Genomic DNA, 15,578 nt, shown 5'->3' with positions numbered 1-15,578 from the left:
ATGGGCGCTCTCCTGCAATTTGTCGGCGACTGGGGCCATGCCCTGGCGGCGGTGCTGTTCGCGGCGCTGGGCATCTTCATCCTGCGTCGGCGGGATGAAACCGCCGAACCGCGCCTGCTCGCCGCCGCGCTGCTGCTGACCTCCTGCTGGGCGCTCTATGTGTCCTTTGGCGGCGTGTCGAAGCCGTTGTCGGGCATCGGCGAAAGCATCCGCAATGCCGCCTGGCTACTGACCCTGTTCGTTATGCTGTGGCGCGGGCCGGTGGGTCGTGCCGGGCCGACCGTAGCGGTCAGCGCGCTCTACGCCGCCGTCGCCGGGCTGATCCTGCTTCAGACCTTCACCGACATCGTCTGGCGGCAATTGTTGCCGGACAGCGACCTGCACCGCACGCTTGTCACGGTATCGCTGATCCTGCGGATGATGACGGCGATCGGCAGCCTGCTGCTGGTCCATCATCTCTACACCAACTGGCCATCGCGCGAACGGGGCGGGGTAGCGTTGCTGCTGGGGTCGCTGGCGGCGATGTGGACTTACGACCTCAACCTCTACGCCATCTGCTGGTTCGCGCCAGGCCGGGTGAGCGAACTATACGCGCTGCGCGGCCTGCTGATGGCGCTGCTTGCCCCCGTGATCGCGGTGGGCCTGCGGCAGGATCTGGCCGGGCGGCTGCAACTCTCTCGCGCGGTGACGCTGCGCTCCCTCTCCCTGTTCGCGCTGGCGCTCTATGGCGTGGTGCTGGCCGCCGCCGCCCTGCTGATCGAACTGATCGCCGGACCCTATGCGCGGGTGGTGGAAATCGGCGCAGTATTCTTCACCGCCGTCACCGCGCTCGTCCTGCTGCCATCGCCCCGCCTGCGCGCGCTGTGGAAAGTGCAGGTCGCCAAGCATTTCTTCCAGCACCGCTATGACTATCGCACCGAATGGATGCGTTTTGGCGAAACCATCGGCCGCCCCGGACAGGATGCCGCGCCACTGGGCGAGCGGGTGGCAAAGGCAATGGCCGACATCACCGATTCCCCCGCCGCCCTGTTGATGCTGCGCGACGAAGATGGCGCGCTTGCCCACGAAACCCAATGGAACTGGTCCAGCGACCTGCCTGATGGCGCGACCTGCCCGGCGGATCTGGTCGCGCGGCTGGAACAGACCGGCTGGATCATCGACCTTGCCCGCCCGCGCACCGGGGAAGGGGCCGTGTCGCTGCCCGACTGGCTGCGCCACGAACCGCGTGCCTGGGCGTTGGTCCCGCTCCTTCATTATGGCCGCCTGATCGGCGCCGTCCTGCTTGCCCGCCCGCCCGTGGACCGGCGGCTGGACTGGGAGGATTTCGACATGCTGCGCGCCGCCGGGCGGCAGGCAGCCACCCATATCAGCGAAGCGCAGGGGCAGCAGGCGCTGGACGATGCGCGCCGCTTCGACGAATTCAACCGCCGCTTCGCCTTCATCATCCATGACGTCAAAAATCTCGTCAGCCAATTGTCGCTGCTCGCCCGCAATGCGCAACGCCATGCCGATAACCCCGATTTCCGCGCCGACATGGTGCTGACGCTTCAGGAATCGGTGGGCAAGATGAACGACATGCTCGCCCGCCTGTCCCAACATAATAAGGGCCGGGCCGAAGAGCCGCGCCCCTTGCCCCTGCGCGCGCTGGTCGATCAGGTCGCCCGCACGCGCGCGCGCCAGCATCCCGTCCAGGTCAGCGGCGACGCGCCGCCCGCACTGGCCGACCCCGCCCGCATCGAACAGATCCTCACCCATCTGGTTCAGAACGCAATCGACGCCAGCGCCCCCGACAGCCCGGTCGAACTCCGCCTCTCTGCCGATGCCACCGCCGTCATCGTGGAAATCATCGACCATGGCCGGGGCATGAGCGCGGAATATATCCGCCGTGACCTGTTCAAACCCTTTTCCTCCAGCAAGGCGGGCGGCTTCGGCATCGGCGCATTTGAAGCACGCGCGCTGGCGCAGGCGATGGGCGGGCGCATCGACGTGGACAGCAAGCCAGGGGCGGGGAGCCGCTTCACGCTGCGCCTGCCGAACGCAACAGCGACAGAGACACAGGAGAGAGCCGCCTGATGAGCGACACCCGCCCCAAATTGCTGATCGTGGAGGATGATCCGGGCCTTCAGCGCCAGTTGCGCTGGGCCTATGAGGATTATCAGCTGTTCATCGCGGGCGACCGCGACGAAGCGATCGAGATGTTGCGCGCGGAAACGCCCGATGTCGTCACGCTCGACCTTGGCCTGCCGCCGGACCCTGACGGCACGAGCGAAGGCTTTGCCACGCTGGCCGACATATTGCGGATCAAGCCCGATACCAAAGTGATCGTCGCGTCCGGCCATGGCGCACGCGAAAGCGCGCTCGAAGCCATTGCGGGCGGCGCGTACGACTTTTATCAAAAGCCGGTCGACATCGACGAGCTGGGCATGATCGTCCGCCGCGCGTTCCACGTCCATGCGCTGGAACGGGAAAATGCCCGCCTTGCCGAAGCTGCGCCACAGGATAACCGGGTGCTGGGCCGCCTGATCAGCGCCGCGCCTGAAATGATGAAGGTCGCCCGCACCATCGAACGGGTCGCCAGCGCGCAAGTCTCCGTCCTGCTGCTGGGCGCCAGCGGCACGGGCAAGGAATTGCTGGCGCAGGGGCTGCATGACGCCAGCCCGCGCCGGGACAAGGGCTTTGTCGCGATCAATTGCGCCGCCATTCCCGAAACCCTGCTCGAATCCGAACTGTTCGGCCATGAAAAGGGCGCGTTCACTGGCGCGATCAGGACGACGCCGGGCAAGATCGAACTGGCGCAGGGTGGCACGCTGTTTCTGGATGAGGTCGGCGACATTCCGCTCACCCTGCAAGTCAAGCTGCTGCGCTTTTTGCAGGAACGGGTGATCGAACGGGTCGGCGGTCGTCAGCCGATCGCGGTGGACACCCGCATAGTCTGCGCCACGCACCAGAATCTGGAGGAGATGATCGCGGCGGGCCAGTTTCGCGAAGACCTCTATTACCGCCTCGCCGAAATCATCATCCGCATCCCCGCGCTCAAGGACCGCCCCGGCGACCCTGCCCTGCTCGCACGGCATTTCCTGACCCGCTTTGCGCGGGACATGAACCCGACGGTCAAGGGGCTGGCCCCCGATGCGCTCGCCGCGCTCGACGGCTGGGGCTGGCCGGGCAATGTGCGCGAACTGGAAAACCGCATGAAGCGCGCGGTCATCATGGCCGATGGCAAGCTGGTGACGGCGGCTGACCTCGACCTCGACGATGAACGGGGGGCCGGGAGCGATGTCGTCAACCTGAAGGCCGCGCGCGAAATGGCAGATCGCCGCGCCATCCGCCGCGCCATTGCCCGCACCGACGGCAATATATCGGGCGCGGCCAAGATTTTGGGGATCAGCCGCCCGACCCTCTACGACCTGCTCAAACAATATCAGATGCAGGGCCAAATGCCGGGGCAGGGCGCATGAGCCGCAAGCGGCTGTTTTTGCTCATCGTCATTGCGCTGCTGCTGCTGTCGGGCGCGGGCCTGTGGCAATGGCGCGCGCATGAACGCGATGGCAGCGCCGCTCTGGCGCGTGGCCTGGCCGCGCTGGACAAGGGCGACGCGCGCACCGCTCGCATCGAATTGATGAACGCCATCAAGCGCGATCCGCGCAGCCCCACCGTGCGGCTGGCGCAGGCGCGCGCGCTGGCGGAACTGGGCGATGGCGCAGGGGCGCAGGCCGAAGTCGAACGCGCCCGGACGCTGGGCGCGCAGCCTGCACAGACGCGCGCCGTCATGGCGCAGGCGTTGTTGCTTCAGGGCGATGCAACTGCCGCGCTCAAGGAAGCCCGCGCTGCCGACATTCCCGATACGCAGTCTATCGCCGCCGCCCGCGTGACCGCCCGCGCCGCCATCGCGCTGGGCGACATGGCGCTGGCGCAAAAGACGCTGGCAAGCGCGATTGCCGCAGCGCCCGAAGACGTGGAAAACTGGGTCGATCTGGGTCGTTTGCGGCTGGCCACCGGCGATCAGGCAGGCGCGATTGCCGCCGCCGATCGTGCCGTCGCGCTGGCCAATGACGACGCAAAGGCGCTGACTCTGCGCGCCGAACTCACCCGCGCCCAATATGGCCTGACAGCTTCCCTGCCATGGTTCGACCGCGCGCTGGGTGCCAGCCCCGATTCGGTGCCGACGATGGTGCAATATGCCGCCACGGTGGCCGATGCGGGGCAGGCAGGCGCAATGCTCGGCCTGACCCGGCGGATCCTGGCGCTCGATCCCGACAATGCCCGTGCCTGGGTGATGCAGGCGGTGATGGCCGCGCGCGCAGGCAAGGCCGACCTTGCCCGCACCCTGCTGGCCCGCACCCGTGGGCGGCTGGACGATGAACCCGCCACCCGCCTGCTGCGCGGCGTGCTGCATGTGGAGGATGGCAATGCGGTGTTGGCGGTCGAAGCGCTCGCTCCGCTGGTCATGGCCCAACCCGACAACCGCACCGCCCGCACCCTGCTGGCCCGCGCCTATTTTCTGGGCGGCGATTTCGCCTCCGCCGCGACCATGCTCGCCCCGATCGTCGCGCAGCGGGATGCCGATCCCTATGTGCTGACGCTGGCCGCACGCGCGCAGGAAGCGCTGGGCAACCGCCCGCTGGCCGACGATATGCTGGCGCGTGCCGCATGGCCGGTGCGCGCGCCCGCCGATCCGTTTGCCAGCCCGCGCGATGCCGCCATCGCCGCCGGACCGCCCCCGTCCAGCGCCGCGACCGCCCGCGACAACATCCCTTACATCCGCGCGCTGCTCAGCACCGGGCGAACCGACGATGCCGTCACGCGCGCGCGCCTGCTCGCCCGCGCCAATGCCGGTGCGCCCGACGCATGGCTGATCTGGGGCGATACGCTGGGTGCCGCCAACCGTCCTGCCGAAGCGGCGCGCGCTTATGAAGCCGCCGCCAATATCCGCTTCGACCGGGACGCCGCATTACGTCTGGTTGCCGCATGGAACCGCGCAGGCAACCCGGCCCGTGCCGCGCAGGTCGTGCAACTATTCCTGACGCAAAATCCCAATGATGCAGAAGCCCGGCGTCTCGCCGCCGCCGTTGCCATGCAGGCGCAGGATTGGCGCACCGCGCTGCGCCTGCTGCGCGCCGTCCGCGCGCAAATGGGCGATGGCGACGCCATGCTGATGGCCGATATGGCCCGTGTATCGCTGGAAACCGGCGACAAGGACGCGGCCCGCGCCTTTGCCGCCCACGCCTATCGCCTGATGCCCGCCAATCCGATGACTGCCGACATCTATGGCTGGGTCTTGCTACGCAGCGGCGACAAGGGACCGGCGATGGTCGACCTGCTGGAAAAGGCCGTCGCGCTGGCCCCCGGTCACCCCGCGCTCACCCTGCATCTGGGGCAGGCTTACGCAGCGACCGGCCGCAAGGACGAAGCCAAACTGGCGCTCACCCGCGCCGCCGCCAGCAACTTCCCCGGTCGTGAGGAAGCGGTAGAAGCATTGGCGGCGCTCTAAATTCCTCCCCTGCAAGGAGAGGGGGAATCGTATATGACCTTTCACTATCTCTTCATCGTCATGCTGAACTCGTTTCAGCATGACGATGAAGGAGGGAGCCTATCACCAAAGGCGACATCTTTCCTCTACGTCAAACCTTCGCCACATCCAGATCGTCGATCCGTATCCCCAGCCGCCTAATCTGCGCCGCTACCGGCGGCCACACCTGCTCCATGAAGCGCGCGCGCTCGGCCTCGCGCAGTTTTCGGGTCGCGCCATCGGCGACGAACATGCCCACGCCCCGCTTCACCACGACCAGCCCGTCATCCTGAAAACTCTGATAGGCTTTGGCCACCGTCAGCGGGTTTGCGCCCTGCTGCGCAGCGAACGCCCGCACCGATGGCAACAGGTCGCCATCGGAAAAATCCCCATCCAATATGGAGGCAGCAATAATCTCACGCAGGCGGAGATAGACGGGTCTGGAATCGTCGGCCATGAGTGCATCAGTGCCATAATACAGCCATGCAGGTCAAGTCAGGAGCTTGCGCGGCAATGGGTATCCCGCGACATTATCTGTCCCAGGTCGATACGATGGCGTCATAATCTGGCCGTGGGCGCTCCTCCTGCGCCCGGCCCGGCGTGCCGATGAACACAAATCCCGCGATCCGCTCTCCTGCGCCCGCAAAGGCCGCGCGCACATCCTCATTATAGCTTGGCCAGCCAGTCAGCCACCCGCCCGCAAAGCCCAGCGCGTGGGTGCCGTGCAGCAGGTTCATGATCGCCGCGCCGACCGACAACTCCTGTTCCCACACGGGAATCTTGCTGCCCGCCACCGGCGCGGCGATCGCCACGACCAGCGTGGGCGCCTGATGCGCGAACTGGTGCATCGCCTCGATCTCCAGCCGCCCCGCATCCGGCTTCTCCGCCCGATAGGCGCGCTCCAGCAGCTCGGCCAGCGCCGCCCGCCTGTCCTGTGGCACCACTACGAACCGCCATGGGGCCAGCTTGCCATGGTCGGGCGTGCGTAATGCCACCTCCAATATCTGTCGCAACTGCGCATCGTCGGGACCGGGGGCGATCAGGTCGCGCGGTTTACCCGAACGGCGGGTCTGGAGCAGGGCGAGCGGGGAGGAAGTGTCATTGAACATCGCCGCGACAGATGGCGCGCGCGCGCGGATCGCGCAAGGGTCACCTGCTTCTTTGACAGTTGGAAAATTCCCTTTACTCTTAACCCATCATCCGGCCCCATTCGGCAGGCCGGGCCACAAAATAAGACAAGGGGGCCGAATGACGACCTCAATTCCTGGCTCGATTTCCGGTGCGGCGGGGGCAGGCAAGACCTGGCTCGGCCATCCGCGCGGGCTGTTCCTGCTATTCTTCGCGGAAATGTGGGAGCGTTTTTCCTACTACGGAATGCGCGCCATCCTGATTTTCTACCTCACCAAACATTTCCTGTTCGGGGAGGATAAGGCGTATCTGCTCTACGGTGCCTATACCTCGCTGGTCTATATCACGCCCGTCATCGGCGGCTATCTGGCCGACCGCTTCCTGGGACCGCGTAAGGCTGTGCTGGTGGGCGGCGTGTTCATCGCCATCGGCCATTTCCTGATCGCCCTGACCGAAGGACCGGGCGGGCAGGACGGCTTCTACCTCAACGGCTTCTACCTTGCGCTGGCCAGCATCATCGTCGGCACCGGCTTCCTCAAAGCCAATATCTCGGTGCTGGTGGGCGAACTTTACCCCCGCGACGATGCGCGCCGCGACCCGGCCTTCTCCATCTTCTACATGGGCATCAATGTCGGCGGCATGATGGGTCCGCTGGTCTGCGGCCTGCTGGGTGAAACCATGGGCTGGGGCTGGGGTTTCGGCGCTGCGGGGGTAGGCATGTTGCTGGGCCTCGTCATGTTCCTGTGGCTCACCCCCTGGCTGCTGGGCAAGGGCGAACCGCCCGCGCCGCAGCAATTGCGCGCGCCCGCCGTCGCGGGTCTCAGCCAGGAATGGACCATTTATCTGGGCGCAGCCCTGGGCGTCGTCGCGATCTGGCTGGTGATCCGCTATGCCGAATTGCTGGGCTATGCGCTGCTCATTTTCGCCGCGCTGACGGTGATCTACATCGTCTGGCGCACCCTGCGCACGCTGGGCAAGGTCGATCGCGACCGTATGTTCGCTGCCCTGTTCCTGATCGCGCTCAATCCCTTATTCTGGGGATTGTTCGAACAGACCGGCTCCTCGCTCAACATCTTCACCGACCGCAATGTCGACCGCAACATATTGGGCTGGGATGTTCCCGCCTCCATGTTCCAGTCAGTCAATTCGGTCTTCATCATCCTGCTCGCGCCGCTGTTCGCGGTGCTGTGGACAATCCTCGACAAACGCCGCCTCGAACCATCCTCTCCCGCCAAATTCGGCATCGGCCTCATCCTGTGCGGCGCGGGCTTCCTCATACTGGTGGAGGGCGCGGCGATGGCGGGGGAGGATCTCACCCCGCTGCTGTTCGTCATCCTCATCTACCTGTTCCACACCATGGCCGAACTCTGCTTCTCGCCCGTGGGCCTGTCCGCCATGACCCGCCTGTCGGTGTCGAACATGGTCGGCCTGGTCATGGGGACATGGTTCCTGGCCATGGCGGCGGGTAATTTCATCGCCGGCCTCATTGCCCGCGCGACCGGCAGCGGGGAGGCAGGCGGTGTTGCCCAGGTGCTGGACGTCTACACTCGCATCGGCTGGTTCTCGATCATCGTGGGCGGCGCAGTGCTGCTCATCTCCCCTTATATCAAGCGACTGATGCACCTCGATCTGATCGCGTCGGAGGAAAAACCATGAAGAAAACAAGAAGCGCGCTGCTCATCGCCGCGCTGCTGGCCGGGGCCGCCGGGCCAGCGGTCGCAAAGAAGGACAAGGAAGCATCCGCCCCGACGCAGGGCAGCTCGGCGGAACCGGAAAATCCCTACCCCTCGACCTACAAAGCCTATCCCGGCGTCGCCACGGCGATCCGGGGCGCGACCATCTTCGACGGGGAAGGGGGCCGCATCGACAATGGCGTGATTTTCCTGTCGGATGGCAAGGTGACGGCCATCGGCGGTCCCGACACCCCGGTCCCCGCCGACATCGCGCTATTCGACGGCACCGGCAAATATGTGACGCCGGGCGTCATCGACATTCACAGCCATCTGGGCGATTATCCCTCGCCCAGCGTGGACGCCCTGTCCGACGGCAATGAAGCGACATCGCCCGTCACTGCCCATGTCTGGGCCGAACATAGCATCTGGCCGCAGGACGCAGGTTTCGGCCGCGCCATCGCCAATGGCGGCGTGACCAGCCTTCAGATCCTCCCCGGCTCGGCCAACCTGTTCGGCGGACGCAGCGTGACGCTGAAAAACGTCCCCGCCCGCACCATGCAGGGGATGAAATTCCCCGGCGCGCCGCAGGGGCTGAAAATGGCGTGCGGCGAAAACCCCAAGCGCGTCTATGGCTCAAAGGGCCGCGAACCGTCCACGCGCATGGGCAATATGGCGGTCAACCGCCAGACCTGGATCAAGGCGCGTGAATATCAAAAGAAGCGCGCCGCCGGAAAGGACCAGACCCGCGACCTTGGCATGGAAACGCTGGCCGACGTGCTGGAAGGCAAGATCATGGTCCACAACCATTGCTACCGCGCCGACGAAATGGCCAATGTCATCGATATGAGCAAGGAGTTCGGCTATAAAGTGTCGACCTTCCACCACGCGGTCGAAGCCTATAAGATCGCCGACCTGCTGCGCGACAATGGCATCTGTTCGGCGCTGTGGGGCGACTGGTATGGCTTCAAGATGGAAGCCTATGACGGCATCAAGGAAAATGTCCCGCTGGTCCACCGCGCCGGTGCCTGCACCATCGTCCATAGCGACGATGAAAACGGCATCCAGCGGCTCAATCAGGAAGCGGCCAAAGCGCTGGGCGCGGGCCGCCGCATGGGGATAGACATAGCCGACGAGGTCGCCTGGACCTGGCTCGCCATCAACCCCGCCCGCGCCATGGGCATCGCGGACCAGACCGGCAGCCTGAAAGTCGGCAAAATGGCGGACGTGGTGCTGTGGAACGGCAATCCGTTCAGCACCTACACGCGGCCCGAAAAAGTCTGGATCGACGGCGCGCTTCTCTACGACAGCGCCAACCCCAAACGCCGCCCGGTCAGCGACTTTGAACTCGGCCAGATCGGCGCGGGAGACGTAAAATGAACAACAAGCACCATCCTCTCCCCCCGTTCGCCCTGAGCTTGTCGAAGGGTTCAGTTCGAATGGCGCTAAGCGTTTTGACCTTCGCTCTCGCCACCCCCGCGCTCGCCCAATCCCTCGCCATCACCGGCGCGACGCTCGCCATCGGCGACGGCTCCGAACCCATGCGCAACGGCACAGTCGTCATCAGCGCGGGCAAGGTCGTGGCGGCGGGCGCTGGCATCGCCGTCCCGCCCGGTGCCAAGGTCATCGACGCGGGCGGCAAATGGGTGACGCCCGGCCTCGTTTCCGGCTATTCGCGCGTGGGTCTGGTCGAAGTCCCCGGCGTCAAGGAGACCAACGACGCCAGCGCCCGATCGCCCTTTTCCGCTGCGATCGACGTGGCCCCGGCCATCAACCCGCTCGCCAACCCGATCGCGATCAGCCGCACGGCGGGCATCACTCGCGCCGTCGTGGTTCCCTCGACCGGCACCGGCATTTTCGCCGGGCAGGGCGCGGTGGTCGATCTCGGCGCGGACATGAACCCGATCACCAAGGCGCGCGCCTTCCAATATGTCGAAATGGGCGAAGCGGGCGCGGAGGATGCGGGCGGCAGCCGTGCCGCCAACATCCTCCTCTTCAAGACGATGCTGCAAGAAGCGCAGGAGTTCGCCAAAGCCCCCGCCAGCTATGACGGCCGCTCCAAGGATGCGCTGCTCAACCGTGTCGACGCAAAGGCGCTGGTCCCCGTCGTCACCGGCGCGATGCCGCTGATGGTCCATGTCGAAAGCGCGCGCGACATATTGACCGTCCTGTCGCTGCGGCAGGATTTCCCCGCGCTTAAGGTCATCATCGCCGGCGCCGCCGAAGGCTGGATGGTCGCGCCCCAGATCGCCGCCGCCAAAGTGCCGGTGATCGCGGGCGGCCTCGACGATCTCCCCTCCAGCTTCGAAAAACTCGCCGCCACCCAAAGCAATGTCGGGCGCATGGTGAAGGCAGGCGTCGCCGTCTCCATGGGGCTGATGGACCGTGACGAGGGGCTGCAACTGCGCCTCGCCACTCAACAGGCGGGCAATATGGTGGCGCTGAACAAAGTGCCGGGCGCAACGGGCCTCAGCTGGGGTCAGGCGCTCCGCACCATCAGCAGCGCTCCCGCCGAAGCGATGGGCCTTGGCGAGAGCATCGGTTCGCTCAAGGCCGGGAGGGCAGGGGACGTGGTGATGTGGGACGGCGACCCGCTGGAAATGACATCCGCCCCGGTCGCGGTATGGATCGACGGCATCGCCCAACCCCTCGACAACCGCCAGACCAAACTCCGCGATCGCTACGCCACACCGGGCGAAGGCGCGCTGCCCAAGGCCTATGAATGGTAAGCACGACCTGAATCCTCCCCTGCAAGCCTGTCCTGAGCGCCTGCCGCAGGCGGGCAGTCGAAGGGGGGAGGGGGACCGGCGAAGCCGGTGGAGGGGTGTCCAGCTATCGAGAGGGTGACACCCCTCCGTCTGGCCTACGGCCAGCCACCTCCCCTGCAAGGGGAGGATGACTGAGAGCGAGCAAAATCAGACCTAATCTTTTCTGTCACCCTGAACTGGTTTCAGAGTCCATTTCTCCAGATTGGGCAGGGCTTCATGAGGCTTGATGGATGCTGAAACAAGTTCAGCATGACGGTGTTCGAAAAGTCTGCTTCCCACCCAAGTCAGACACCCCGCACCACCCCTGTCCTACACACCACCAACCGCGCGACCCTCGCGATTCCGGCTCCTTGTCATCGTCCACGCACGCCCCCCGACGCACCCCTCGCCATTGCGCCGGTGCAGCCGTTCAAACGCAACTTTCAGGGGCGATATGGCCGAACTTAGTAAAGTTCCAAAACTAACCCATTGAAATACAATAAAATCAAGCGCGCGAAACCCCGGAAACCTCGCCCAAAAAGCGCATTTCCAGCCCTCCCTACCTAGTTTCCGACCGCGCCCCACACATCGCTGGCCTTCACATAGCCGCGCTGGCCCTTCACGTCGAAGCTGCACCAGCCGCCCGAACAGTCGCTCAGCCGCCCCACGACGCCGCGCTCCGCCCGGAACAGCGCCCGCGCGCCCTCACGCGGCGATTCGCGCAATGGGGCGACACCGGCCCGCACGATCCCGGTCGGCGTGTCGCTCAACAGGCGGACGTGCATCCATCCCTGCGTGCCGTCGGCATCCTCGATCCGGCGCCACAGGCCCAGCACCTGCACTACCTTCACCGGCAGGTCGCGGCGGCGATAGACCCAGTTGGACGGGTAATCCAGGCTCGGTCCCACCCGCATCCGCGCCTCGTCCTGCGACAGCGATGCCCAATATGGCACCGGCTTGCCCGGCGCAGCGAACGCCGTTCCGACTGTGGCCAGCGCGATGCCCGCGCCCAGCAATATCCGCTTCATGCCCGTGCCATTTCCCAAATATCCCATCGCCTGTCCTTAGCCCGTTGGATCGTTCCGCGACAGCCTTTGAATGACCCGCACCGCCATATCCGCTTGACCGATGCCGCGACGGGGCATAGCGGCTAGGATCATGGCCCAGAAACCGCGCAAGACCCAACAGCGCCCCGCCAAGCCGCGCGTCGTCGTCACGCGCCGCCTGCCCCCTCAGGTAGAGGCGCGGATGGCGCAGCTGTTCGACGCCAGCTTCAATGTCGGCGACGGCGCGATGACCCGCACCGACCTTACCCGTGCGATGGCGCAATGCGACGTGCTGGTCCCCTGCATCAGCGACCCGATCGACGCCGCGCTTATCGCCGCCGCGCCCGAACGCTTGCAACTCATTGCCAGCTTCGGCAGCGGCGTCGATCATATCGATCTGGCCGCCGCTCGCGCGCGGGGCATCATCGTCACCAACACCCCCGGCGTCCTGACGGAGGATACCGCCGACATGACGATGGCGCTGATCCTGTCGGTCCCCCGTCGCCTGGCGGAGGGGGAGAAGCTGGTGCGGTCTGGCCAATGGCGCGGCTGGAGTCCTTCGGGAATGCTCGGCCATCGCATCGGCGGCAAGAAGCTGGGCATTATCGGCATGGGCCGCATCGGTCGCGCCGTCGCCCGCCGCGCCCGCGCCTTCGGCCTGTCGATCGCCTATCATAACCGCCACCGCCTGCCGTTCGAAGTCGAACAGGAACTGGAGGCGGAATGGTATGGCGACATCGACGCCATGCTGGCCGCCTGCGACATCGTGTCGATCCATTGCCCGCTCAACGGCGACAGCCGCGCCCTGATCGACGCGCGCCGCATCGCGCTGATGCCGCCGCACGCCTATCTCATCAACACTTCCCGCGCGGAAATCACGGACGAAGCCGCGCTGATCGCCGCGCTGGACGAAGGGCGCATCGCAGGAGCCGGGCTGGACGTCTATACCCATGAACCGGCGGTCGATGCCCGCCTGTTCGCGCTCGCCAACGTGGTCCTGCTGCCGCATATGGGTTCTGCCACGTTCGAAGGGCGCGATGCCACCGGCGCGCGGGTCATCGCCAATATCCGCAGCTGGGTCGATGGCCACCGCCCGCCCAATCAGGTGCTGGAAGGCTGGGTCTGAACGGAACCGCATCCCGTTCCATCCGTTGGGCTACCGTAACCTTTCGCTATCGTAGGAACGGACCATCATGTTGAAACTGGCAGTCATCTCACTCGTCATCGCCGCCGTTCTGGCGATCCTGGGCTTTGGCGGCGCGGCCGGCACCTTCGTCGGCATCGCCAAGATCCTGTTCTTCATCGCCATCGCCATCTTCGCCCTGTTCCTCGTGCTGGGTCTATTGGCTGGCAAGGGCATCAAGGATGCCATAGACTGACCCAATGACGGAAATTGGCGCTGGCGTAGATGAAACAGGCAGGTTGCTACGCGACGATGCGGGCTTCCTGCTCCAGCGTGATCTGGGCGGCGTCTACCGGCTCGTGCTGCTGCGCGTGCCGGTGGACCATGTCGAAAAGCGGGTCCGGGTGCGCGGCTATCATGCGGGCGATGGCATAGTAGAAGCTGACGGCGTGGCACCTGTCTGACACGCTCTTGCCAAACCGGCATTTAGGCGCAATGCCTTACACCCATGCGCACCATATTGTCCCTGCTCCCCGCCGCTCTCCTCCTCGCCGCCACGCCCGCAATGGCGCAGCAGGCAACGCCCCGCGATCAACTGCAAAGCATCATGGACGATCATTGGGCCTGGTGGCTCTCCGTCCACCCGACCGAAGCGACTGCACGCGGCGTGCGCACCTATGACGACCGCATCTATGACATGTTGCTCCCCGCCCGCGCCGCGCAGATCAAGGCGGAGCAGGCCTTTGTCGCCCGACTGGAAGCCATTGCCGACGCCAGCCTGACCCCTGCCGATCGAGTCAACCGTTCGGTCCTGCTGTGGATGCTGCGGGACGATATTGCCGGAGATACCCATCCCGCCGAACGGCTGATGCTGTTTACCAGCTATTATGGCTGGCATCAGGGTTTTGCCGGAATGGCCGACGGCCTGCCATTCTACAACCGCGCCGACTATGACAGCTATCTCACTCGCCTGTCGCTCTACCCCAAGCAGAATAGCGATGCCCTTGCCATCACGCGGCAGGCGATCAAGGGCGGCTATGTTCAGCCCTGTTCGGTGCTGGGCAAATATGCCGCCAGCATCAGCGGCATCGTCGCGGGCAAGCCGGAGGAGACGCGCTTCTACGAACCCTTCACCCGCGCCAAACCCCGCGACATCAGCGACGCGGACTGGGTGACGATGCAGGCGCGCGCCAAAAGTCTGATCAAGGACGTCATCGCCCCTGAATATCGCGCCTGGCACGACCTGTTCGTCACTGACTATCTCCCCCATTGCCGCAAGAGCGATAGCGCCTCCACTCTGCCGGGCGGCGCAGCCTGGTATGCCAGCCGGGTGCGGGCGCACACCACGACGGACCTGACGCCGGACCAGATCCACGCCATCGGCCTGTCCGAAGTCACGCGCATCCGCGCCCGCATGGATGCAGTCGCGACCAAGGCTGGCTATCCCTCCCGCGCCGCCTTCACTGACCATCTGCGCACTGATCCGCGCTATTATGCCAAAACGCCGGAGGAACTGCTGCAAGTCGCCGCGCGTCAGGCAAAGGCGATCGACGGTCTGTTGCCGCGCTATTTCGGCACGCTGCCGCGCCTGCCCTATGGCCTCAAACCCATTCCCGCCGCCGAAGCGGAAGGGACGACCACGGCCTATTACATGCCCGGTTCGCCCGAAAGCGGCATTGCAGGGACCTATTTCGTCAATACATCGCGCCTCGACCAGCGCCCCTTCTGGGAACTGCCCGCATTGACCGCGCATGAAGCCGTGCCGGGTCACCACAACCAGATCGCCCTGCAACAGGAATTGCCGCTGCCACCCTTCCGCAAATATCTGGCGGGCTTTACGGCCTATGTGGAGGGCTGGGCGCTCTACACCGAATATCTGGGGGAGGAGATGGGCCTGTACGACACGCCCGAAAAGATGATGGGACGCCTGTCCTACGAAATGTGGCGCGCCTGCCGTCTGGTCGTGGACACCGGCATCCATGCCAAGGGCTGGGACAAGGCGCGCGCGGTTGCGTTCATGACGGAAAACAGCGCGCTGTCCGCCGCCAATATCGATGCGGAGGTGAACCGCTATATCAGCTGGCCGGGGCAGGCGCTGGGCTACAAGCTGGGCGAAATCAAAATCCGCGAATTGCGCGACAAGGCCGAAGCCGCGCTGGGACCGAAATTCGACCTGCGCCGCTTCCACGACATAGTGCTGGCGCAGGGAGCCGTGCCGCTGACGGTGCTGGAAAGCCAGATCGACGGCTGGATCGCGACGGAAAAAGCGCGTTGATCGCCCGCGCAGCATTGCGCAGGGCAGGGGCCGGGCGTCCTACTTAAGTCCAATCTTTTCGAGCAGGTTAGCGAAAAGTC

The 15,578-nt window shown here is 65.4% G+C and carries 13 protein-coding genes; 10 read left to right on the top strand and 3 right to left on the bottom strand.

What is annotated here, in order from left to right; translation table 11 throughout:
- From prsK to SPBM01_RS07975, 3 genes are read left to right on the top strand one after another with little or no spacing between them, the layout of a single operon-like run.
- A complete protein-coding gene (prsK, locus tag SPBM01_RS07985) occupies positions 1-2,073 on the top strand; it encodes an XrtA/PEP-CTERM system histidine kinase PrsK (RefSeq protein ID WP_188064887.1) in 2,073 nt (690 codons plus the stop codon).
- Entirely contained in the window at positions 2,073-3,458 is a 1,386-nt protein-coding gene (gene prsR / locus SPBM01_RS07980; RefSeq protein ID WP_188064885.1) for a PEP-CTERM-box response regulator transcription factor, read from the top strand. Before prsK ends, prsR begins: the two co-directional genes overlap by 1 nt.
- Entirely contained in the window at positions 3,455-5,491 is a 2,037-nt protein-coding gene (locus SPBM01_RS07975) for a tetratricopeptide repeat protein (RefSeq protein ID WP_188064883.1), read from the top strand. Before prsR ends, SPBM01_RS07975 begins: the two co-directional genes overlap by 4 nt.
- A gap of 130 nt (positions 5,492-5,621) precedes the next feature.
- Here SPBM01_RS07975 and SPBM01_RS07970 read toward each other — a convergent pair whose 3' ends face one another.
- Entirely contained in the window at positions 5,622-5,966 is a 345-nt protein-coding gene (locus SPBM01_RS07970) for a GntR family transcriptional regulator (protein ID WP_188064881.1), read from the bottom strand.
- Positions 5,967-6,039: 73 nt separating this feature from the next.
- Positions 6,040-6,618 (bottom strand): nitroreductase, encoded by a 579-nt coding sequence (locus tag SPBM01_RS07965; RefSeq protein WP_188064880.1) that lies wholly within the window; start codon positions 6,616-6,618, stop codon positions 6,040-6,042.
- A 139-nt stretch (positions 6,619-6,757) separates the two neighbouring features.
- Between SPBM01_RS07965 and SPBM01_RS07960 the strand changes: the two genes are divergently transcribed.
- The 3 genes from SPBM01_RS07960 to SPBM01_RS07950 are packed head-to-tail and all read left to right on the top strand — an operon-like array spanning position 6,758 to position 11,036.
- Complete coding sequence (locus SPBM01_RS07960) at positions 6,758-8,293, top strand: peptide MFS transporter (RefSeq protein ID WP_410483029.1); 1,536 nt, start codon at positions 6,758-6,760, stop codon at positions 8,291-8,293.
- Entirely contained in the window at positions 8,290-9,687 is a 1,398-nt protein-coding gene (locus SPBM01_RS07955) for an amidohydrolase (RefSeq protein WP_188064878.1), read from the top strand. Before SPBM01_RS07960 ends, SPBM01_RS07955 begins: the two co-directional genes overlap by 4 nt.
- A 59-nt stretch (positions 9,688-9,746) precedes the next feature.
- Positions 9,747-11,036, top strand: coding sequence for an amidohydrolase family protein (locus SPBM01_RS07950; protein WP_188064876.1), 1,290 nt, complete (start codon positions 9,747-9,749; stop codon positions 11,034-11,036).
- Positions 11,037-11,617: 581 nt separating this feature from the next.
- Here SPBM01_RS07950 and SPBM01_RS07945 read toward each other — a convergent pair.
- Positions 11,618-12,109 (bottom strand): SH3 domain-containing protein, encoded by a 492-nt coding sequence (locus tag SPBM01_RS07945; protein ID WP_188064874.1) that lies wholly within the window; start codon positions 12,107-12,109, stop codon positions 11,618-11,620.
- Between the two features lie 103 nt (positions 12,110-12,212).
- Here SPBM01_RS07945 and SPBM01_RS07940 point away from each other — a divergent pair, with 103 nt between their 5' ends.
- The 4 genes from SPBM01_RS07940 to SPBM01_RS07925 all read left to right on the top strand — a co-directional run bounded on the left by SPBM01_RS07940 (position 12,213) and on the right by SPBM01_RS07925 (position 15,498).
- On the top strand, positions 12,213-13,226 hold the full coding sequence (locus SPBM01_RS07940) for a 2-hydroxyacid dehydrogenase (protein ID WP_188064873.1): 1,014 nt from the start codon (positions 12,213-12,215) through the stop codon (positions 13,224-13,226).
- 67 nt (positions 13,227-13,293) lie between these two features.
- On the top strand, positions 13,294-13,479 hold the full coding sequence (locus SPBM01_RS07935) for a DUF1328 domain-containing protein (RefSeq protein ID WP_188064871.1): 186 nt from the start codon (positions 13,294-13,296) through the stop codon (positions 13,477-13,479).
- A gap of 4 nt (positions 13,480-13,483) precedes the next feature.
- Entirely contained in the window at positions 13,484-13,687 is a 204-nt protein-coding gene (locus tag SPBM01_RS07930) for a DUF5818 domain-containing protein (RefSeq protein WP_188064868.1), read from the top strand.
- A gap of 44 nt (positions 13,688-13,731) precedes the next feature.
- Positions 13,732-15,498, top strand: coding sequence for a DUF885 domain-containing protein (locus tag SPBM01_RS07925; protein WP_188064866.1), 1,767 nt, complete (start codon positions 13,732-13,734; stop codon positions 15,496-15,498).
- Positions 15,499-15,578: the final 80 nt, after the last annotated feature.

Source organism: Sphingobium sp. KCTC 72723, from assembly GCF_014280435.1.
Classification (GTDB): domain Bacteria; phylum Pseudomonadota; class Alphaproteobacteria; order Sphingomonadales; family Sphingomonadaceae; genus Sphingobium.
Note: the sequence above shows the minus strand (reverse complement) of the source record. Positions and strands in the feature narration are given on the sequence as shown.